Below are 18,386 nucleotides of genomic sequence, written 5' to 3'. Positions count from 1 at the left end.
AAGCCGGAGCCGAGAGCGGCTACAGTGCAACCTCGCCTCTGGATTCCGGCTTCCGCCGGAAAACAGAGAGGCCGATCAATCCTCTTTCGGCTCGAAATCCAGCGAGGCGCTGTTCATGCAGTAGCGCAGCCCCTCGGGTCCCGGACCATCGGGGAAGACATGCCCCAGATGCCCATCGCAGCGCGCGCAGCGCACTTCGGTACGGACCATGCCGTGGCTGGTGTCGACGATCTCGCTGACGGCTTCCTGCTCGACCGGCGCGGTGAAGCTCGGCCAGCCCGAGCCGCTATTGTACTTGGTGTCGGATTCGAACAGCGGCGCACCGCATCCGGCGCAGCGGTACATGCCGGTGCCCTTGTGGTCGTTATACTTGCCGGTAAACGCCCGCTCGGTGCCGCCTTCGCGCAGCACATGATATTGTTCGGGGCTGAGTTTCGCGCGCCACTCGGCGTCGCTGATCTTCGTGTCGCTCATCTGTCTCTCCTGGGGAGACAGTAACATGGCCCAGTCGGCCCAAAGATCAAGATGCGCGCGCGGCGACCAGGGCGATTTCGAGCAGTTCCTGCTCGAGCAGCAGCGCAGGGCCGGGGCTTGCCTTCATCATCGCCTGTTGCAGCGCGAGCAGCCGTTCGGAAAGCCGCGCCACCGCCTGCGGGCGGCCCCAGGCGCGCAGCTGGCGCGTCCAGTCGTTCGCGCTGCCGCCGCCCCACAACCTGCGGCTCTGCATTTCCTGCCGCACCCAAGCCGAAACATCGCGCGGTTGGCCCATGCGCTGTGCGTGCCCGGCAAGCTGCATCACCTGACGCTGCATCACGATGACCAGCCCGACCTCGGACACTGCCTGCTCGCGCATTCGCTTGAGTTCCTCCGGCAGGCGCTTGAGGTCGCCGGAGAGCGCCGCGTTGATGATCGGCTGCATCGCGTCATCCTCGGCATCGGCGCGCAGCGCGGCGATCGCCTCGCGCGTGACCGGCTTGGGCTCTTCGGGGCTAGCATCGAGATAGAGGGAGAGCTTCTCAATCTCCTGCGCCGCCAGCCTGCGATCGGCAGCGGTGAACCCTGCAATGACATGCGCCAGCTCGGCATCAATGGTGAGCCCCGCCGCGCGGCCGAGTTCGGTGACGATCCGCGCCATGTCGTCCGGCCCCGGTATCTTGGTCTGCACCGCCATGGCATTGGGCGCGGCGAGCACCGCCTTGGCGATGCGCGACTTGTCGGTCACGCTGGTGGCCAGCATGACGACCGGGTTCACCGCCTTGTCCGCCGCGAGCAGCGCCTCGACCGCGGGCAGGCTTTCCTCGCCGCTGGTATGGACGCGAATATAGCGCGCATCGCCGAACAGCGAGAGCGAGGCGGCCTCGGCAGCGAGCAGCGAGGGGTCCTTGGCGAGCTGATGCCCGTCGATATCGGTGCGTTCGGTGCCCTTGGGGAAGCTCGCGATGATGTCCGCCATCAGCGCGGCATTGCCGCCGTCATCGGTACCGAAGATCAGATAGAGCCGGATATCGGGGCGCGGCTTGCGGGCGAGCGCCTGGATCGCGCCGACATCGCCCTTCATCGCGCGGCCGAAACCTCGCGCGCGAATAGCGACAGGCGCGTCACGATCTGGTCGGCAATCTCGAGCGACAGGTTTTCCAGCGCGCGATTTTCCGCCGCGATCGTCGCATATTCGCTGCTGACGATATCGATACCCGCGTCCGAGGCGGCGGTCGCATCGAGCACCGTCTCGCCGCTGGCGATATCGACCAGTTGATAGCGCGCGCGCAGCGTCCTGCGCTCGCGCGTCACCTGGTCGTTGGCGAGCAGACCGAAACCGGTGATCTTGTCGTCGAGCACGACCTGAAGCTTGTATTTCTGGTTGCCATTGCTCAGCGCATCGAGCTTGTCGTCGAGCGCATTCTTGACCAGCCAGCCTGCGCGTCCCTGGATCGGCGCGACCGCGACGTCGCCCAGCGTGGTCGAAACCGCGCCTTGCGTGCCGTTCGAATAGAGCGGCTTCATCCCGCACGCGGACAGCGTGGCGAGCAGGGCGAGGGGGAGGAGGGCGCGCATCAGTTCGCTCCGGTAAGGTGGGAGGCAGTTATCTCGCCAATTTCGTCATGCTGAACCTGTTTCAGCATCCATCGTGCCCCAGCAGCCGAAGCCGCATGGGGAGAAATAGACCCTGAAACAAGTTCAGGGTGACGCAAGTTGGCACGTGCATTCATCACACCACCAGATTGACCAGCCGGTCGGGCACCACAATCACCTTGCGGATCGCCGCGCCGTCCAGGCTACGCTGCACCTTGTCGGATGCCAGTGCAAGCCGTTCGAGCTCTTCATTGGGCAGGCCCTTGGCGACGGTGAGCGTATCGCGCAGCTTGCCCTTGATCTGCACCGCGATCGTCACCTCGTCCTCGATCAGCAGCGCCGGATCGACCTCGGGCCAGCTCGCATCGGCGATCAGGCCATGGCCTTCGAGCACTTCCCAGGCTTCTTCGGCAAGATGCGGCACCATCGGTGCCACCAGCCTTGCCAGCGCGCGGATCGCGACGTTGCGGCTGGCGCTGGGCGCGGCCTTCTCGATCGCGTTGGTCAGCTCGTACAGCCGCGCCACCGCCTTGTTGAAGGCGAGCGCCTCGATATCCTTGGCGATCAGATCGATCGACTGGTGCAGCTTGCGGTCCAGAGCCTTGTCCTGGCCTTCGGCCGCCTCGACCGAGTTGAACACGCGCCACAAGCGCTGGACGAAGCGCCAGCAGCCCTCGATGCCCGCCTCGCTCCACGGCAGGTCGCGCTCGGGCGGGCTGTCGGAGAGCATGAACCAGCGCACCGCGTCTGCGCCATAGCGGTTCACGATCTCGTCGGGATCGACCACGTTCTTCTTGGATTTGGACATCTTCTCGACGCGGCCCGCAATCGCGGGTTCGCCGGTCTCGGTGATGATCCAATCCTCGCCGTTCTTCTCGACCTGTTCCGGGCCAAGCCACTTGCCGTTCGTGTCCTGCCAGGTCTGGTGCGTCACCATGCCCTGCGTGAACAGGCTGGCGAACGGTTCTTGCACGTCGAGCTTGCCGATCCGCGCCAGCGCGCGGGTCCAGAAGCGGGCGTAGAGCAGGTGAAGGATCGCATGCTCGACCCCGCCGATATACTGGCCGACCGGCAGCCATTTGGCGATCTCTTGCGCGTCGAACGGCTTGTCCGATGGCTGGCTGGCAAAGCGCAGGAAATACCAGCTCGAATCGACAAAGGTGTCGAGCGTGTCGGTCTCGCGCACCGCAGCCTTGCCGCATTTCGGGCAATCGACATGCTTCCATGCCGGATGGCGCACCAGCGGATTGCCGGGAATGTCGAAGCTGACATCCTCGGGCAGGGTGACCGGCAGCTGGTCCTTCGGCACGGGGACGACGCCGCAATCGTCGCAATGGATGAACGGGATCGGCGTGCCCCAATAACGCTGGCGCGAGACGCCCCAGTCGCGCAGCCGCCAGACGGTGGTGCCCTGGCCCCAACCTTCGGCCTCGGCGCGCGCGATCACCGCGGCCTTGGCCTCTTCCGCCGCCATGCCGTCGAGGAAGCTCGAATTGATGATCCTGCCCGGCCCGGTATAGGCCTCGTCATGGATCGGGGCGTTCTCGTCGCCCTCGGCTGCGACCACACGGGTCACCGGCAGCATGTATTTGCGCGCGAAATCGAGATCGCGCTGGTCATGCCCGGGCACACCCATCACCGCGCCGGTGCCATAGTCCATCAGCACGAAATTGGCGATGAAGACGGGCAGTTCCCAGCTCGGGTCGAACGGGTGAATGGCTTTGAGGCCGGTGTCGAAACCGAGCTTTTCCGCCGTTTCCAGCTCGGCCGCGGTGGTGCCGCCCGCCTTGCAGCGCTCGATGAACGCGGCGGCGTCGGCATTGCTCGCGGCGAGTTCGACCGCCAGCGGATGGTCAGCCGCAATCGCAACGAAGCTCGCGCCGAAGATCGTGTCGGGCCGGGTCGAATAGACGGGGATGGTCCTGGCACCGCCGGAAAGCGTGAAGCTGAATGTCAGCCCTTGGCTCTTGCCGATCCAGTTGGCCTGCATCGAGCGGACCTTTTCGGGCCAGTCCTCGAGTGTATCCAGCCCTTCGAGCAGCTCGTCGGCAAAGTCGGTGATCTTGAGGAACCACTGGCTCAGCTTGCGCCGCTCGACCTGCGCGCCCGAGCGCCAGCCCTTGCCGTCGATCACCTGCTCGTTGGCGAGCACGGTCTGGTCTACGGGATCCCAGTTGACCGCGCTTTCCTTGCGATAGACCAGGCCTGCTGCGTACAGGTCAAGGAACAGCGCCTGTTCGTGGCCGTAATATTCGGGCTCGCAGGTCGCCAGCTCGCGGCTCCAGTCGAGCGCGAAGCCGAGGCGCTTCAACTGCTTGCGCATCGCCGCGATATTGTCGCGGGTCCAGCCGCCGGGGTGCACGCCCTTTTCCATCGCGGCATTCTCGGCGGGCATGCCGAACGCATCCCAGCCCATCGGGTGCAGCACCTCGAAGCCCTGCATCCGGCGATAGCGCGCGATGACGTCGCCCATCGTGTAGTTGCGCACATGGCCGATATGAATGCGCCCCGACGGATAGGGGAACATCTCCAGCACATAGGCCTTTTTCTTCGGGCTGTTGCTGTCTGCCTTGAAGGACTGGCGCTCGTCCCACACCGATTGCCAGCGGGCATCGGCGGCCAGCGGATTGAACCGCGTCTTCTCGTTCATTGTATCCCTCTGAAAGACAGGGTGTTATTCGCGAATGGCGGACTGGCGCAGGTCGCGGGCCTTGGTGAGGATGACCTCTTCCAGCTTCTGCACCGTGGCAGCGCGGACGGGCGCATCGACCCACTGGCCGTTCTGGTTGACCTGGCGGCTGGCGGCGACGCGCAGCGCATCGGCGCGCAGATCCTGGTCGAGGATCGATACGGTCACCTTCATCCGCTCGGACGGGCTCTGCGGATTGGCGTACCAGTCGGTCACGATCACGCCGCCGGCGCTGTCCGCCTGGAGCAGCGGCATGAACGACAGCGCGTCCAATGAGGCGCGCCACAGATAGCTGTTGACGCCGATGGTGGTCACCTGGCTGGCGGCGATATCCGCCTCGGCGCGCTTTTCCCCGCCACCGCAGGCAGAAAGCAGCGCCAGCGTGCCAGCGGCGCAAAGGGCGGCACGGGCAAAACGGGGTACGGGCATGGCGGCTTCCTTATATCTTCGCAGCTTGAAACAGCGGCCTTCTATAGTGGCTTGGGCTGCTTCGGCAAGCACTTGCGCATGCCGGTGCATGTTCAGCGCGCAGCAAGAATTCCCCGGATATTCTGCCGTCTGGCAGAGCTCTGGTACCCCGCAGGACGGGGCAGAAAGAGCCGCAACCGATTGTGGATTGTTTGCAACGGTTTGAGATTATTTTTACGGGAAGGTGCTTTGATCCCCCATGGACGCGTTTTTGTGTTAACGCGTTTTACAGGGATGCGGCGGGGTCGGAATAAGACGATGAAAGCGGGAGTTACAAAAAAGCTGGCAATTTCAGGGCTTTTGCTCGGGTCTGCGGCATTGGTGCCGTCGATTGCGCTCGCTTTTTCCTCCGGTTTCGACTCGCGACCCGTCTCGATCGATGCGCGCGGCGGCATCGGTTCGTTCACGCCTGCCTCGGTCGATCCGCGTCTGGCGGACAAGCTCAAATTCTCGGCACTGCGCGGTGACAAGATGTTCCGCTTCACGCCTGCAGCGTCTGCCGCGACCGACGGTCCGCGCGCGCTGACCATCGCGGTGCGCATCCGCCCCGACTCGGCCAAGGCGATCAACATGCGGCCTGATCTGGCGAGCGACGGCGGCAAGGGCGACGGTGTCGTCCAGATCACGCCGACCGCCTACAGCCTGGGCGTGGCCAAGGGCTTTACCAAATTCGCACTGCCCACCAGCATCCGCCAGTCGGATGATGCACTGCCCGATATCGGCGAGCTCGGCCGTGGTGCATCGCAGCGCAAGAGCCGGTTCAGCCCGCGGATCGAGATGGACGATGTCCAGGCCCCGACCACCCGCGCGGTGCGTCCGTTCAACGACCAGGGCAGCTATTCGCTCGACGTCGGCGGCGCCTACAAGGTCACCCGCAATCTCGACGTCACCGCCGGCATCCGCCTGCGCAGTGAACGCGACCGCCTGACCGGGCTCACCAACGAGCAGTATGACAGCCAGGCTGTCTATGTCGGGACCGAGTTCCGCTTCTGATTTCGCGATGTATCAGCACTGACTGCCCTCTCCCTGGATGGGAGAGGGTTGCGAAGCCTTGTGAGCGAAGCGAGCTAGGCGAAGCTGGGAGAGGGTGATACGGCGCCGCTCACCTCACACCGTCCGGATCGTCCCTCCATCGATGACGAACTCCGCCCCGTGGATGGCCGCCGCGCGATCCGAGGCGAGATAGGCGATGAGATCGGCCACCTCGTGCGGCTCGGCCCCCCGCCCGATCGGAATGCCGCCCAGCCCGTCGATCACGCGCTGCCGCACCTGCTCGATCGTTCCGCCTTCGGCCGCCTGCAGCCGCTCGAGAAACTCCGAGGATGCTTCGGTCATGATCCAGCCGGGCGAGACGCTGTTCACGCGCACACCCTGCGGCCCGATCTCCTTGGACAGCGCCTTGCTATAGGTCCTCAAGCCGGCCTTGGCGGCGGCATAGGCGGTGGTCGATTCGGGCAGCGGCATGACCGACTGGATCGATGTCACATGCGCCACCGCACCCAAACCGCGCGCGGTCATTTGCGGGACCAGCAGCCGGTCCAGACGCACCGCCGCGATCAGGTTGAGGTTCAGCTCGGCCAGCCAATGCTCGTCCGACAGCGCGGCAAAGCCGCCGCCCGGTGAGGAGGACCCGCCGAGCACATGCGCGACGATCTCGACGCCGCCGAGATGATCGAGCGCGGCCTGAGCTAGCGCCGTAATGCCTTGTGGGGTGGTCAGATCGGCCTGAACCGACAAGACGCCTTCGCTCGGTTCCACGCTGGACCGGGCTGCAGTCACGACCCGTGCGCCGCCTGCCACGAAGCGCTCGACGGTCGCACGCCCCAATCCCTTTGAGCCGCCGCTGACGACGATGCGCTTGCCCGCAAACTCGTTTGGATCGACCCGCAACGTCACAGTGTGATCTCCAACGCCGCGATGGCATCGCCGGTCAGCGCGAAGTCATAGGTGAAGCCAATGGGGCTACCGTTGAAGCTGCCATGCACAGGCCCTTCGACAATCACCCGATCGCCTTCTGTCCGAACCATGTCTGGCGTGAAGATCGCCGCGACCGGGATGACCTCCCGCTCGAAAAGTGTGCGGATCTGCGCTGTGCCTTGATACCGCTTGCCATTGTCGACCACGATCGCGTCGGGCGTGAAAGGTTTGAGCATCGCATCGATATCGAGTCGCGCGTTGGCAGCGACATAATCGGCAATGGGGCAGGGAAGATCGATCGGCATGGCTCTGCTCCTTGATGGGGTCGGAGCGATTATAGAGAGGCCAATAATTGCTAATAAGCGGGATAGAGAGGTATGTAGTGTTGCGAAAGGAAGGATAATGTCGAGACAGGGCTTGATCGAGTTCGACGCCGTGCTGGCCATTGTGCGGCGGGGATCGTTCCGCGCCGCGGCGATCGAGCTCGGTCTCTCGACCACCAGCCTCAGCAACCTGATCGGCGCGCTCGAACGGCGGCTCGGCGTCCGCCTGTTCAACCGCACCACGCGCAGTGTCTCGCTCACCGATGCCGGTCGCAGCTTCGTCGATCAGGTAGCACCCGCCGTTGCCACGCTGCACGATGCGATGCTGGCGGCGAGCGCCCAGCAGCATTCGCCCTCTGGCACGATCCGGATCAACGCTTTCCCGACCGCTGCGCGCGAAATTCTGGCACCGCTCCTGCTACCATTCCTCCAGCGCTATCCCGAGGTGCATATCGATCTCGTCACCGAGGGGCGCATCGTCGACATCGTCGCCGAAGGGTTTGATCTTGGGCTGCGCAGCGCGCATCTGGTGCCCAGCGACATGATCGCCATCCCCGTCGGGTCGCCACGCCGTTTCGCGGTGGTCGCATCCCCCGCCTATCTCGATGCGCATGGCGTGCCGGCAACACCGCCGGATTTGTTGCGGCATCGCTGTCTGCGCGTCCGGCTGCCAAACGGCGCGCTGCACCGATGGCAGTTCGAGAATGACGGCCAGCCGTTACAGATCGATGTCGAGGGGCCAATCACGCTCGACGAGGCAAGTCTCGCGCGCATCGCCGTGCTCGAAAATGTCGGCATCGGTTATTTCATGGAATCGGATATCTGCGAGGATCTGGAGGCGGGTCGGGTGGTTCGCCTGCTCGAACCATGGACACCGCCGCTGGAACGGCTTTGTCTCTATTATCCAAACCGTCGCAATGCCTCGGCCGCGTTCAAGGCCCTGATCGAGATGGCGCGGCGTTCCTTCGGCTGACGCGATAGCTCAGCCCGACAACCCGTCGATCGCCGCCCAGCCTTCTGCAATCCGTGCAACCCTTCGGAACCGCGCCCGCGTCATCCCGCCCAGTGCGATCACTGGCAGGCGGGATAGCCGCGCCAGTACTGCGAATCGTGGGACGCCGAGCGATGCGCCCCCGGGATGCGTGCGCGTGGCGAAGACCGGGGAGATCAGCGCCTGTGCTGGTCCAGCTTGCCGGTTGGCGCGGGCGAGTTCACGCATGTCGTGAACGGTCAGCAATCGGATCAGCCGCGCATCCGCCTTGCCGCCGGGCGCCCCATAGCTGCCATCGGCGCGCCACTGTCTTGCGGTGCGCCCATCGCCCGCCAGTACGATCATGCCGCCGCGCGCGCGGATCAGTTTGGCGAGCCGCTCGAACCGCGCGCGCCGTGACTCGGTGGTGAGGTGATAATGGCGAAACACCAGCCCTGCTCCCATCGGCAGCCGCCGGATCGCGCGTTCGAGCACGGCATCGTTGCGTGCATCGCTGATCAGCCAGAGTGTGGGCAGGACGTTGCCTGACGTCGTGTTTCCGGGCTGGCGGCGGCGCATGTCCGGGCTTATAGCCGCGCCCCATGGATATACAAAGCGACGCCCCCACCACCCCGCTTTCGACCGTGCGCGACAATATCGCCCGCTCGGAAAAGATCGCCGGTCGCCCCGGCGGATCGACCACGCTGATCGCCATTTCCAAGACCAAGCCGGTCGAGGCCATCGAGGCGCTGATCGGCGAGGGGCAGCTGGTCTTCGGCGAGAATAGGGTGCAGGAGGCCGCGCTCAAGTTCCCGGCGTTGCGTGAGCGCTACCCCGATCTGCAGCTGCACATGGTTGGCCAGCTGCAATCGAACAAGGCGGACGAAGCGGTCGCGCTGTTCGACTGCATCCACTCGCTCGACCGCCCGTCGCTGGCCAAGGCGCTGGCATCGGCGATGGACAAGGCGGGCAGGCGTGTGCCGTGCTTCGTCCAGGTCAATATCGGCGAGGAAGAGCAGAAGGGCGGCTGCGCGATCGCCGAGCTGCCGCAGTTTCTCGCCGATGTGCGCGCGCTCGATCTGCCCGTCATCGGGCTGATGGCGGTACCGCCCGCCGATCTGGAGCCTTCGCCCTATTTCGCGCTGCTCGCCAAGTTGACGCGCGACCATGGCCTCGATCAGCTCAGCATGGGCATGTCGGGCGATTACGAGACCGCCGTGAGAATTGGCGCGACGCATGTCCGGGTCGGTTCCGCCCTGTTCGGGGCCCGCTAAGCATTTCCGGACGATGCCGACAATCATATCCATAATGAAGCAATCGCACGCTTTCCCATAGAATAACGGACACAAGTTATTCTATGCTCCCATGATGGAACGGGGGTAGGGGATGCGTGCGATATTCGGCCTTTTGGCTTCGCTTCTGTTATGGGGGGCGGCGGTTTCGGCTCCGGTACTGGCGCAGGAGCGATCGGCGGTGCGTCAGGGCTTTGCCCTTCCACCGCAAAGCGGCAAGACCATCCTGGTGCTGCGCCCCTCGGTGCGCGTGGCCGAGCAATCGACCGGGGGCATGGCCGAGCCGCGCGCCGAATGGACCGATCAGGCGCGCCGCCATATCGATGCGGCGCTGGTCGAGCTGCAGCGGCAATTGGGCAATACGGTTGTCGCTGCGCCCGAAGCCTATGGCGAGGATGCCCGGCTGGTCGCGGAGCATCAGGCATTGTTTGCCGCGGTATCGCGGGCCGTCATCGAATATCAGTTCTTCGTCGGCAATCGACTGCCCACCAAGAAGCGTGACAACAAGGCGGGCCAGTTCGACTGGTCGCTCGGGCCCGGTGTGGCGAAGCTGCCCGGCGCAGACCAGGCCGATTATGCGTTGTTCCTCTATACGGACGATCAATATGGATCGACCGGGCGGAAGATGCTGCAGATCGTCGGACTGGTGGCGGGGGTCGGCTTCACCTCGGGCGTGCACGCGGGCTATGCCGGGCTGGTCGACCTCAGGACCGGTGACCTGCTGTGGTTGAACGCCGATTTCCAGATGGGCGGCGATGTGCGCGAGGCCGAGGGCGCGATGAAGCGCGTGCGCCAGCTGCTCGAGGATTTTCCGGGCAGTACGATTGCGAAAGAGGCCGCAGCGCCAGCCGCAACCGCGCAGGCCAGACCATGATCGCGCGGATGCGGTTGGCGATCGGCATGCTGGCCCTTGCTGCGGGCGTTTCCGCTCAAGCCGAACCTCCGCTTCCGCCGCCTTATGCCGGGGCCTATCAACCGCAGGGCGTGGATGAACAGGGTCTTTGGCGCGAAATGGACGAGGAGGAGCGCCGATTTGCCCAGTCCGACATGATCGTCCGCGATCCGGCCTTGCAGGCCTATGTCACGAAGGTTCTGTGCGATACGGTCGGGCAGGATCGATGCGGCGCAACGCGAATCTATATCGTTCGCGTGCCGATGTTCAACGCCAGCATGTCACCCAATGGGCTCATGCAGGTTTATTCCGGACTGCTGCTGCGTGTGCATAGCGAGGCCGAGCTGGGCGCAGTGCTGGGCCATGAGTTTGGCCATTTCGAAGCGCGCCATTCCCTCGAGAGGCTGAAGGCGCAGCGCTCGGGAGGCGATGTGCTGGCCTGGGCGGCGGTGCTCGGCTCGCTCGCTCCGAGCTATGACATGCTGCGCACCTATCGCAATCTGCAGCTGACCATTATCGGCAGCATCTATCGCTTCAATCGCGACCAGGAGCGGGAGGCCGATGGCCTCGGCATTGGCTATCTCAACACCAGCGCGCTCCGACCTCAGGCGGCGGCGCGGGTCTGGGAGCGCCTGATGGCGGAGTTTACCGCCGATGCCCGAGCCAAGGGACTCAAGAAGCCGCGCTTCGACCGGATTCCCTTTTATGCGACGCACCCACCCGAAGCGGAGCGCGCCACGACGCTCGCCCTCCTCGCCCGGCCGGATGCTGCGACGCGCGACGATGGCGCGGCGCGCTACCGGGAGGCGCTCGCGCCCTGGCTGCCGCAGCTGCTGGACGATCAGATCAAGCTCAACGATTTCGGCGCAAGCGAATATATCATCCAGTCACTGGCCGAAAGCGGCTGGACCGCGCCGCTCTGGCATGCGCGCGGCGAGCTCTATCGCTTGCGCGGCGCGCCGCGCGATCTCGTCCATGCCGCACAATTCTATGGCGAGGCGATCACGCTCGATCCCGCCCATCCCGAGGCGCATCGCGGCCTCGGCCTGGCACTGCTCAAGACCGGTCAGGCGGCCGCAGGGCAGCAGGCGCTCCGCCGTTATCTCGAACTCAAGCCCGATGCAGCGGATGCGAAGCTGATCGGCATGATGATCCCCGAAGAGGTGCCCGCGCCATGATGTCCCGTCTTATCGCTGCATTTGCCGCGACGCTGATCATCGCATTGCTGCCGTCCACCGCCATGGCGCACAAGCTGCGCGAGCAGGGGGTGGCGGTCAGCATCGCCGATTCGCCGCTCACCGTCACACCGGGGCGCGACTGGAACCGGCTCGACGGCAATGTCGGCAAGCATACGGAGACCTGGACGCTCGATGGCGGGCAGCTCAACGATCTCACCTTTTTCGCCGGGATCGAGCCGGGCAAGCCGCTCGTGCGCGAACGCAGCAAGAAACGCGAGCCCTTGCCCAAATTCGGTGCCGGAACCCTGCTCGTGGAACTGCCCGAACTGTTCGAGGCAACCTATCGCACCGCCAAGCAGATCGCCGATTTCCGCGTTACCGATGTGCAGCCGACGCGCTTTCTGGGGCAGGATGGTGTCATGTTCACATATGAATATGTCGACCAGGATCAGCTCACCCGCAAGGGCGAGGCGCATGCCGCGATCATCGCAGGCCGGCTTTACATGATCGGGTTCGATGCCCCGCGGCTCCATTACTTCGAACGCAATATCGACGATTTCCATCGCATTGTTCAAAGCGCGCGCCTGTCCTGAAGCAGCCATGGCCGCGCGCCGGTATTTCGGGACATTCGTACAGGCTTGCGAGGCGCTCACACGTGCAAGACGGGGCGCTGAGACCGGGGCAATGTTCCCCGGATGATATCCGGCCCGTAGCGTTGGCCATAGAAACGGGGCGAGCGACCGCATGCTCCACAGGTCGATCTCCAGAAGCGATCGGAGCGGCGATGCGCCCCACCGCCACGTGTCGCTGCTCGGAGCAGCGGATCGGGCTGGACGATCGTACAGGCCTGGGGCCAACCGGTGGCTATTCGGTGACGTCGTCGAGTGTGAAATAGCCGAGTTTCAGCGACTTGAGCACCAGCTGCGCGCGGTTGGACACGCCGAGGCGGCGGCGCGCATCGGTGAGATATTCGCTCACCGTCTGGTCCGAAATGCCGAGCACCGCCGCGATTTCCCAGCTCGTCATGCCGCGTGCGACCAGCTTGATGCAATCGACCTGGCGAGGCGACAGGCGCTCTTCCTGGGTCACCTGCACCTGGGGCAATTGCGATTGCCATAGCGTGCGCGCCTGTTGCCCGGCGGCAATGCCGAGCAGGATGGCGAGCATGAACGGACGCGCTTCGAGCGGCTCGCCGCCGGCGACGACGAAATGCACCGAGATGGTGGGCCTGTCGGGCATGTGCCCGGCAATGGTACAACCCGAATTCAAGCCCAGCTTGCGCATCTCTTCCAGATATTCGCGCTGGATGCGGGTGAGCGGAATGATCGTTTCCAGATCTTCCCAGCGGATGGCGCCACCGCGGCGCTGGCATGCCGCGAGCACCGGACTGGTCAGGCCATAATCCCGTCGCGCGAACAGATCGTGCCAGGCCTGTGGATAGTTGGTAACCATTTCGGGCTCCATCAGCCCGGATTGCACGTGCACGTGACGCGCCAGCGCTGCATGCGCAAAGCCGAAGGGCGTTGCCGCTTGCGCGGTAATTTCCAGAAGTTCCTCAAGCGTTTGCGCAGCCTCTATGGCCTGCGATGCGCGCTCGACATGGTCCAGTTCGGGCATGAGGCTGGTCGAAATCCCGGTTGGCAATGGTTACGCGCAATAGCAGGGATTCGCCTGCGAGTAACACGGTTAATTGATAATGATTTGCGAATCGCTATTGACGATACGTTCGCTACGCAACGATTAAACCGTTACATCGATCCAGTTCGGATCAATTTCGTCGTCGGGGACAAGATCGGGCGGGGTGGCGCTGGCCGATCGTTTCAGGCGCCAGGGACGCCCAGGGCCGCTGCCGCTTCGCGCACCTTGCGCTGGTCAGCAGCCTTGTTCTTGAGCGCTGCCGTGGCGTCGCGCAGCGCCGCCTGGGCCTTGCCCGTCTCGCCAAGCTGCATCCGGCTGCGCAACAGCATGATCCAGCCATCGGTATCGCCGGGCTCGCGCTTGAGGCGCTCGGCCAGGCCATCGACCATCTGCTGGATCATCATGTCCTGCTGGCCCTGGGGAAGGGCAGCGGCCGCCGCCATTTGGTCGGGCGTCGGGCCGGGGATGCCAGCGGTCGCGGTTTCGGCGCCGTCGGTGCGGAAGCCCGCCGTGGGCGGCGCGAACTTGGCCGAGGCGAGCCGCTTTTCCACGTCGATCCCGCGCTCCTTGCCGACATTGCGGATCACGTCACGAATGTCCTTGGCATAAGGCGCGTCGGCGGGCGTCTCGGCGAGCAGCGCGAACCAGTCCTCGATCGCCTCAGCATGCTTGCCATCGATATCCTTGGCAGCGGCGAGGAAATAGCGCGCGCGCGCATCCTTGGGATCGAGCTCGACCGCGCGTTTGAACGCAGTGCGGGCATCCTGGCTGATCGCCTCGTCCTTGCTGGCCATGACCAGCGCCTCGCCCAGCATCGAGTGATATTCCGAATTGCCGGGGGCCAGCTGGATGGCGCGGCGCATCGCGGTGGCCGATTCGGCAAAGCGCTGCGTCTCGAAATAGCTCCAGCCCAGCATCCGCCAGCCTTCGGCGTCGTTCGGGTTTTCGCGCAGCCGGGCTTCGAGCTGGGTGATGACCTCATCGACCGATGCGGGCTGTCCCTGCGCGTTCAGGGGGGCAACGGGTCCCGATGCAGCGGGTTTCTGGTCGCTATAGACCTTGTACCCCACGGCCGTGACGGCGATCAGCGCGGCGGCCGCCAGCGCGATCGTGCCGACACCGGGGCGGCCGCCGGAAGCGCGCGCGGAAGCCGGTTCTGCCGCAAGGGGCATGTCGGTATCGGTCTGTTGGTCGGTCATGCGGGCTGTCTCTTTGTCGCGTCCGGGTGGAAGGCTAGCCGATCGGCCAGATTTTCCAATTTCTAAGTGGTAAAGATCACATTCTTTGCTAGAAATATCGGCATAGGGTTCGCAACCGAATTTTGGGCAAGTTCTTGCGGCAGCGGGGCAATCTGGCGATAGCAGCACCGATCGGGGAGAAATCGGGTTGCGGGCCGCCGGATGGGGCAGCGTTTGCTGGCAGGCGCGGTCGCGCGAGCGTCCGCAATTGGGGGACGCGAACCAGTGAGCGAGATCTACCGCGTTGCTATCATCGGGTCGGGCCCGGCAGGCAAAAGCGCAGCCGCGCGTGCCGCGAGCCTCGGCATGAGCCATGTCCTGCTCGAAAAGACCGACCATCTTTCGGACACGATCTACAAATACCAGAAGGGCAAGCACGTGATGGCGACGCCATCGCAGCTGGTCCTGCGCTCCGACCATGAGTTCGAGGCGGGCAAGCGCGAGGCGATCCTGGAAAAGTGGAATGCGCGCACCAAGGAACTGAACGTCAACGTGAAGTTCAACGCCGAGGTGAAGGCGATCAAGGGCACAGGCCCCGCGATCGAGGGCAGCGTCCATGTGATCGAACAGCGCGCGCGCGACGGATCGGTGACGAAAAAGGAAATCCAGCGCTACGCCCCGCCCTACGAGATCGAGCTGACCAATGGCGAGAAGATCATCGCCGAGAATGTCGTGCTCGCCATCGGTACCCAGGGCAATCCCAACCGCATGCGCTGTCCCGGCGGCGATCTGCCGCATGTGCAGTACCAGCTGGATGACCCCACCGAATATGTCGATGAGCATATCGTCGTCATCGGCGCGGGCGATGCGGGGATCGAGAATGCACGCGGCCTGGCCGAGGATTCGGCGCAGGGCAACGTCGTCACCATCGTCAACCGCGGACCCGAAGCGCCGAGCCCGAAGGAAACCTTCCCCACCGCCAAGGAGGCGAACGCGCTGGCGCTGCTCGCCGATCGCAATGCGGGCAAGCTGCAGATCCGCTTCGAGACCGATACCGCCAGCATCGAACCCGGCTGGATCACCTTCAGCACCCGCGATGGCGAGGAGCGGGTGCGCTGCGACCGCATCATCGCGCGTATCGGTTCGGCGCCGCCGCGCGCGTTCATCGAGGAATGCGGCATCGCCTTTACCAGCGCCGATCGCCTGGCCTTCCCGCAATTGTCGCCGGTGTTCGAATCGACCGCGCCCAGCATCTTCGTGATCGGCGCGCTCGCGGGCTATCCGCTGATCAAGCACTGCATGAACCAGGGCTATGACGTCATCGAGTTCATCAACGGCAATACCGAACTGAAGCCGGCGGACGAGCCGATCCTCGAGGGCAAGTTCAAGGACCTGCCGGGCCGCAAGTCGGTGGCCGAATGGCTCGACCTGCTGCGCGCGAACGTGACGATCCTCAACGGCATGAACCCGCTGCAGATGCGCGAGTTCATGCTCGATTCGGATGCCAAATTCTATCGCCGCGGCGATGTGATCTTCGAGCGCGCCGCGCCCGGATCGTCGCTGTTCGCGATCGCCGAAGGATCGGTCGCGGTGCAGATCGACCCCAATGACCCGTCGAAGACCGTACCGATCGGCAAGGGTTCGATCTTCGGCGAGGTCGGCCTGATCTCGGGGCGCCGTCGCGGCGCGACCGTGGTCGCTGCCGAGGACACGATCTGCGTCGAAATCTCGCGCAACGCCGCGCTCAAGCTGCAGAGCCAGGTGCCGACCGCGAAAAAGGCGATCGAGCGCATCTCGACCGAGCGCCTTTTGCTGCAGATGTTCGGCTCCGGCCTGAAGCCCGAGGATATCCGCGAAGTCGTCGATACCAGCAAGATCCGCCAGGTGCGGCCGGGCGAGGCGATCCTCAAGGAAGGCGATGAGGGCAACGAGATCTATGTGATCCGCGTGGGATCGATGATCGTCGAGAAGGAGATCGGCGGCAAGCCCGTGTTCCTCTCCTACCTGCCCGCCGGGTCCTATGTCGGCGAAATGGCCTTGATCGCGGGCGGCAGGCGTACCGCGACGGTCAAGGCGGCGATCAAGTCGGAAGTCATCCAGATCGATGGCGATGCCTTCAAGAAGGTGCTGGAGGCCAATCCCGAACTCTTGAAGCGCGCCAAGCGCGACATGGCCAGTCGTCAGGACATCAACGCCTTTATCGAGGCGAAGAAGGACAGCTTCTCGGGCGTGGTCGACATGTATTCGGGCGTGGCCAACTTCCTCGTCGAAAACGGCATCGGCGAGGCGACCGACGTGCTGCTGATCGACGAGACGCTGTGCGTGGGCTGCGACAATTGCGAAAAGGCCTGTGCGGACAGCCATGACGGCCTGTCGCGGCTCGATCGCGAGGCGGGGCGCACCTATGCGCATCTGCACGTGCCGACCAGCTGCCGCCATTGCGAGCATCCGCACTGCATGGCCGATTGCCCGCCCAATGCGATCAATCGCGGCCCCGATGGCGAGGTCTATATCAACGACACGTGCATCGGCTGCGGCAACTGCCAGCGCAACTGCCCCTATGGCGTGATCCGCATGGACAAGGTGCCGCCCAAGAAGCCGAGCCTGCTCTCCTGGCTGTTCTTCGGCTTCGGCCCCGGCCCTGGCGAGCCGAGCAAGAAATGGTCCTATGCCAATAGCGACCACAGCGTCGAAAAGCCCAAAAAGGCGATCAAGTGCGACATGTGCGCCGGGATCGAGGGTGGCCCCAGCTGCGTGCGCGCCTGCCCGACGGGCGCGGCGATCCGCGTTGCGCCGGACGAGTTCCTGACCGTCGCGCGGCTCGAGCAGGAGGAGGCTTGACCATGGCCAGCCAGGCGCAAACCGCCGCACCCGTGGTGCGCAAGAAGACCACCGGACGTCAGCGCAATTCGATGCATGACGGCTTTCTTCGCCACAAGAATTTCCGCTGGATGAAAATCGCGACGGTGCTCAGCATCACGTGCCTCGTCAGCTATTTTCTCATCGACGTGCAGCCGCGGCACAATGGCGGTTCGTGGTATGGCTATACGCTCGGCACCATCGGCGCAGCGCTGATCCTGTGGCTGACCTGCCTGGGCTTGCGCAAGCGCGCGATCACGCCGGGGGGCTGGTCGCTCAAGGCCTGGACCAGCGCGCATGTCTATCTCGGGCTCAGCCTGATCGTCATCGGCACGCTGCACACCGGCTTCCAGCTCGGCTGGAACGTGCACACGCTGGCCTGGTCGCTGATGATGATCGTCATCGTCTCCGGCATTGTCGGCATCTATTTCTACGCGACCTTGCCCGACAATCTGTCGAGCAACCGCGCCGATACCGATGGTGCGGTGACCGAAAAGATGATGATCGAGCAGCTGCGTTCGCTCGACCGGCAGCTGCACGATGCCGGCCAGCCGCTTGATCCTTCGCAGGCCGCGCTGGTCCAGGCTTCGCTCGAGCAGGACCCGTTTGCCGGCAATTTCATCCAGCGCATCACCAACAGCTATTCGGGCTGCGAGACCCGTGCTGCCATTGCCGAGCTGCGCCGGATGCGCGCCTATCAGCCGCGCATGGGCGACGACCCGCTCGACAAGGTCGACGGGCTCTTGCAGCGCAAGGAATCGACGCTGGCGCGGCTGCGCAAGCATCTTCAGATCAAGGCGCTGCTGCAGGTCTGGCTCTATGTCCATGTACCGATGACGTTCGCGCTGCTCGCCGCGCTGTCGGCGCACATTTTCAGCGTGTTTTTCTACTGGTGATCCAAAGTCCCGGGGC

Annotated in this window: 18 protein-coding genes; 8 read left to right on the top strand and 10 right to left on the bottom strand. The window is 64.5% G+C overall.

The genetic code is table 11. The features are described 5' to 3' along the window. Positions 1 to 75: 75 nt before the first annotated feature. The 5 genes from msrB to AX725_RS09985 all read right to left on the bottom strand — a co-directional run bounded on the left by msrB (position 76) and on the right by AX725_RS09985 (position 5,188). On the bottom strand, positions 76 to 474 hold the full coding sequence (msrB, locus tag AX725_RS10005) for a peptide-methionine (R)-S-oxide reductase MsrB (protein WP_060978537.1): 399 nt from the start codon (positions 472 to 474) through the stop codon (positions 76 to 78). A 46-nt stretch (positions 475 to 520) separates the two neighbouring features. Beyond that, on the bottom strand, positions 521 to 1,558 hold the full coding sequence (holA, locus tag AX725_RS10000) for a DNA polymerase III subunit delta (RefSeq protein ID WP_060978538.1): 1,038 nt from the start codon (positions 1,556 to 1,558) through the stop codon (positions 521 to 523). Then, positions 1,555 to 2,052 (bottom strand): LPS assembly lipoprotein LptE, encoded by a 498-nt coding sequence (gene lptE / locus AX725_RS09995; protein WP_060978539.1) that lies wholly within the window; start codon positions 2,050 to 2,052, stop codon positions 1,555 to 1,557. The genes holA and lptE overlap by 4 nt, the downstream gene beginning before the upstream one ends. Positions 2,053 to 2,206: 154 nt before the next feature. Continuing rightward, positions 2,207 to 4,720, bottom strand: a complete 2,514-nt coding sequence (gene leuS / locus AX725_RS09990; RefSeq protein WP_060978540.1) for a leucine--tRNA ligase — start codon at positions 4,718 to 4,720, stop codon at positions 2,207 to 2,209. Positions 4,721 to 4,744: 24 nt separating this feature from the next. Then, the gene (locus AX725_RS09985; protein ID WP_060978582.1) at positions 4,745 to 5,188 is read right to left on the bottom strand and encodes a DUF3576 domain-containing protein; all 444 of its coding nucleotides are present in this window, start codon (positions 5,186 to 5,188) and stop codon (positions 4,745 to 4,747) included. A gap of 360 nt (positions 5,189 to 5,548) precedes the next feature. Here AX725_RS09985 and AX725_RS09980 point away from each other — a divergent pair, with 360 nt between their 5' ends. Further along, positions 5,549 to 6,220, top strand: a complete 672-nt coding sequence (locus AX725_RS09980; RefSeq protein WP_156441899.1) for a hypothetical protein — start codon at positions 5,549 to 5,551, stop codon at positions 6,218 to 6,220. Between the two features lie 114 nt (positions 6,221 to 6,334). On the opposite strand, the gene AX725_RS09975 is transcribed toward AX725_RS09980, so the two are convergent. Continuing rightward, on the bottom strand, positions 6,335 to 7,123 hold the full coding sequence (locus AX725_RS09975; protein WP_060978542.1) for an SDR family oxidoreductase: 789 nt from the start codon (positions 7,121 to 7,123) through the stop codon (positions 6,335 to 6,337). Continuing rightward, positions 7,120 to 7,449, bottom strand: coding sequence for a nuclear transport factor 2 family protein (locus AX725_RS09970; protein ID WP_060978543.1), 330 nt, complete (start codon positions 7,447 to 7,449; stop codon positions 7,120 to 7,122). Before AX725_RS09970 ends, AX725_RS09975 begins: the two co-directional genes overlap by 4 nt. A 97-nt stretch (positions 7,450 to 7,546) precedes the next feature. Here AX725_RS09970 and AX725_RS09965 point away from each other — a divergent pair, with 97 nt between their 5' ends. Continuing rightward, a complete protein-coding gene (locus AX725_RS09965; protein WP_060978544.1) occupies positions 7,547 to 8,440 on the top strand; it encodes a LysR family transcriptional regulator in 894 nt (297 codons plus the stop codon). A 9-nt stretch (positions 8,441 to 8,449) separates the two neighbouring features. On the opposite strand, the gene AX725_RS09960 is transcribed toward AX725_RS09965, so the two are convergent. Next, entirely contained in the window at positions 8,450 to 9,016 is a 567-nt protein-coding gene (locus AX725_RS09960; RefSeq protein WP_060978545.1) for a thiamine phosphate synthase, read from the bottom strand. Positions 9,017 to 9,039: 23 nt separating this feature from the next. On the opposite strand from AX725_RS09960, the gene AX725_RS09955 reads away from it, so the two are divergent. From AX725_RS09955 to AX725_RS09940, 4 genes are all read left to right on the top strand, one after another. After that, on the top strand, positions 9,040 to 9,711 hold the full coding sequence (locus AX725_RS09955; protein WP_060978546.1) for a YggS family pyridoxal phosphate-dependent enzyme: 672 nt from the start codon (positions 9,040 to 9,042) through the stop codon (positions 9,709 to 9,711). Between the two features lie 112 nt (positions 9,712 to 9,823). Continuing rightward, complete coding sequence (locus AX725_RS09950) at positions 9,824 to 10,603, top strand: hypothetical protein (RefSeq protein WP_060978547.1); 780 nt, start codon at positions 9,824 to 9,826, stop codon at positions 10,601 to 10,603. Further along, positions 10,600 to 11,799: a M48 family metallopeptidase gene (locus AX725_RS09945; protein ID WP_060978548.1), complete on the top strand. Its 1,200-nt coding sequence runs from the start codon at positions 10,600 to 10,602 to the stop codon at positions 11,797 to 11,799. Before AX725_RS09950 ends, AX725_RS09945 begins: the two co-directional genes overlap by 4 nt. Further along, entirely contained in the window at positions 11,796 to 12,392 is a 597-nt protein-coding gene (locus AX725_RS09940) for a hypothetical protein (RefSeq protein WP_099046509.1), read from the top strand. Before AX725_RS09945 ends, AX725_RS09940 begins: the two co-directional genes overlap by 4 nt. Before the next feature lie 271 nt (positions 12,393 to 12,663). Here AX725_RS09940 and AX725_RS09935 read toward each other — a convergent pair whose 3' ends face one another. After that, positions 12,664 to 13,416 (bottom strand): LuxR family transcriptional regulator, encoded by a 753-nt coding sequence (locus AX725_RS09935; protein WP_060978549.1) that lies wholly within the window; start codon positions 13,414 to 13,416, stop codon positions 12,664 to 12,666. Between the two features lie 203 nt (positions 13,417 to 13,619). Beyond that, positions 13,620 to 14,636, bottom strand: a complete 1,017-nt coding sequence (locus AX725_RS09930; protein ID WP_060978550.1) for a tetratricopeptide repeat protein — start codon at positions 14,634 to 14,636, stop codon at positions 13,620 to 13,622. A 264-nt stretch (positions 14,637 to 14,900) separates the two neighbouring features. Here AX725_RS09930 and AX725_RS09925 point away from each other — a divergent pair, with 264 nt between their 5' ends. Together AX725_RS09925 and AX725_RS09920 are read left to right on the top strand one after the other, a co-directional pair. After that, positions 14,901 to 17,456 (top strand): cyclic nucleotide-binding domain-containing protein, encoded by a 2,556-nt coding sequence (locus AX725_RS09925; protein ID WP_060978551.1) that lies wholly within the window; start codon positions 14,901 to 14,903, stop codon positions 17,454 to 17,456. A 2-nt stretch (positions 17,457 to 17,458) separates the two neighbouring features. Then, positions 17,459 to 18,370 (top strand): hypothetical protein, encoded by a 912-nt coding sequence (locus AX725_RS09920; protein WP_060978552.1) that lies wholly within the window; start codon positions 17,459 to 17,461, stop codon positions 18,368 to 18,370. Positions 18,371 to 18,386: the final 16 nt, after the last annotated feature.

Origin of the sequence: Blastomonas sp. CCH9-A1 (assembly GCF_001557175.1) — a bacterium.
GTDB lineage: Bacteria > Pseudomonadota > Alphaproteobacteria > Sphingomonadales > Sphingomonadaceae > Blastomonas > Blastomonas delafieldii_A.
Note: the sequence above shows the minus strand (reverse complement) of the source record. Positions and strands in the feature narration are given on the sequence as shown.

What these genes read in the sequence shown, in the direction of transcription:
- msrB (WP_060978537.1), bottom strand. Translation starts at nt 474, where the DNA reads ATGAGCGACACGAAGATCAGCGACGCCGAGTGGCGCGCGAAACTCAGC.
- holA (WP_060978538.1), bottom strand. Translation starts at nt 1,558, where the DNA reads ATGAAGGGCGATGTCGGCGCGATCCAGGCGCTCGCCCGCAAGCCGCGC.
- lptE (WP_060978539.1), bottom strand. Translation starts at nt 2,052, where the DNA reads ATGCGCGCCCTCCTCCCCCTCGCCCTGCTCGCCACGCTGTCCGCGTGC.
- leuS (WP_060978540.1), bottom strand. Translation starts at nt 4,720, where the DNA reads ATGAACGAGAAGACGCGGTTCAATCCGCTGGCCGCCGATGCCCGCTGG.
- AX725_RS09985 (WP_060978582.1), bottom strand. Translation starts at nt 5,188, where the DNA reads ATGCCCGTACCCCGTTTTGCCCGTGCCGCCCTTTGCGCCGCTGGCACG.
- AX725_RS09970 (WP_060978543.1), bottom strand. Translation starts at nt 7,449, where the DNA reads ATGCCGATCGATCTTCCCTGCCCCATTGCCGATTATGTCGCTGCCAAC.
- AX725_RS09965 (WP_060978544.1), top strand. Translation starts at nt 7,547, where the DNA reads ATGTCGAGACAGGGCTTGATCGAGTTCGACGCCGTGCTGGCCATTGTG.
- AX725_RS09960 (WP_060978545.1), bottom strand. Translation starts at nt 9,016, where the DNA reads ATGCGCCGCCGCCAGCCCGGAAACACGACGTCAGGCAACGTCCTGCCC.
- AX725_RS09955 (WP_060978546.1), top strand. Translation starts at nt 9,040, where the DNA reads ATGGATATACAAAGCGACGCCCCCACCACCCCGCTTTCGACCGTGCGC.
- AX725_RS09950 (WP_060978547.1), top strand. Translation starts at nt 9,824, where the DNA reads ATGCGTGCGATATTCGGCCTTTTGGCTTCGCTTCTGTTATGGGGGGCG.
- AX725_RS09945 (WP_060978548.1), top strand. Translation starts at nt 10,600, where the DNA reads ATGATCGCGCGGATGCGGTTGGCGATCGGCATGCTGGCCCTTGCTGCG.
- AX725_RS09940 (WP_099046509.1), top strand. Translation starts at nt 11,796, where the DNA reads ATGATGTCCCGTCTTATCGCTGCATTTGCCGCGACGCTGATCATCGCA.
- AX725_RS09935 (WP_060978549.1), bottom strand. Translation starts at nt 13,416, where the DNA reads ATGCCCGAACTGGACCATGTCGAGCGCGCATCGCAGGCCATAGAGGCT.
- AX725_RS09930 (WP_060978550.1), bottom strand. Translation starts at nt 14,636, where the DNA reads ATGACCGACCAACAGACCGATACCGACATGCCCCTTGCGGCAGAACCG.
- AX725_RS09920 (WP_060978552.1), top strand. Translation starts at nt 17,459, where the DNA reads ATGGCCAGCCAGGCGCAAACCGCCGCACCCGTGGTGCGCAAGAAGACC.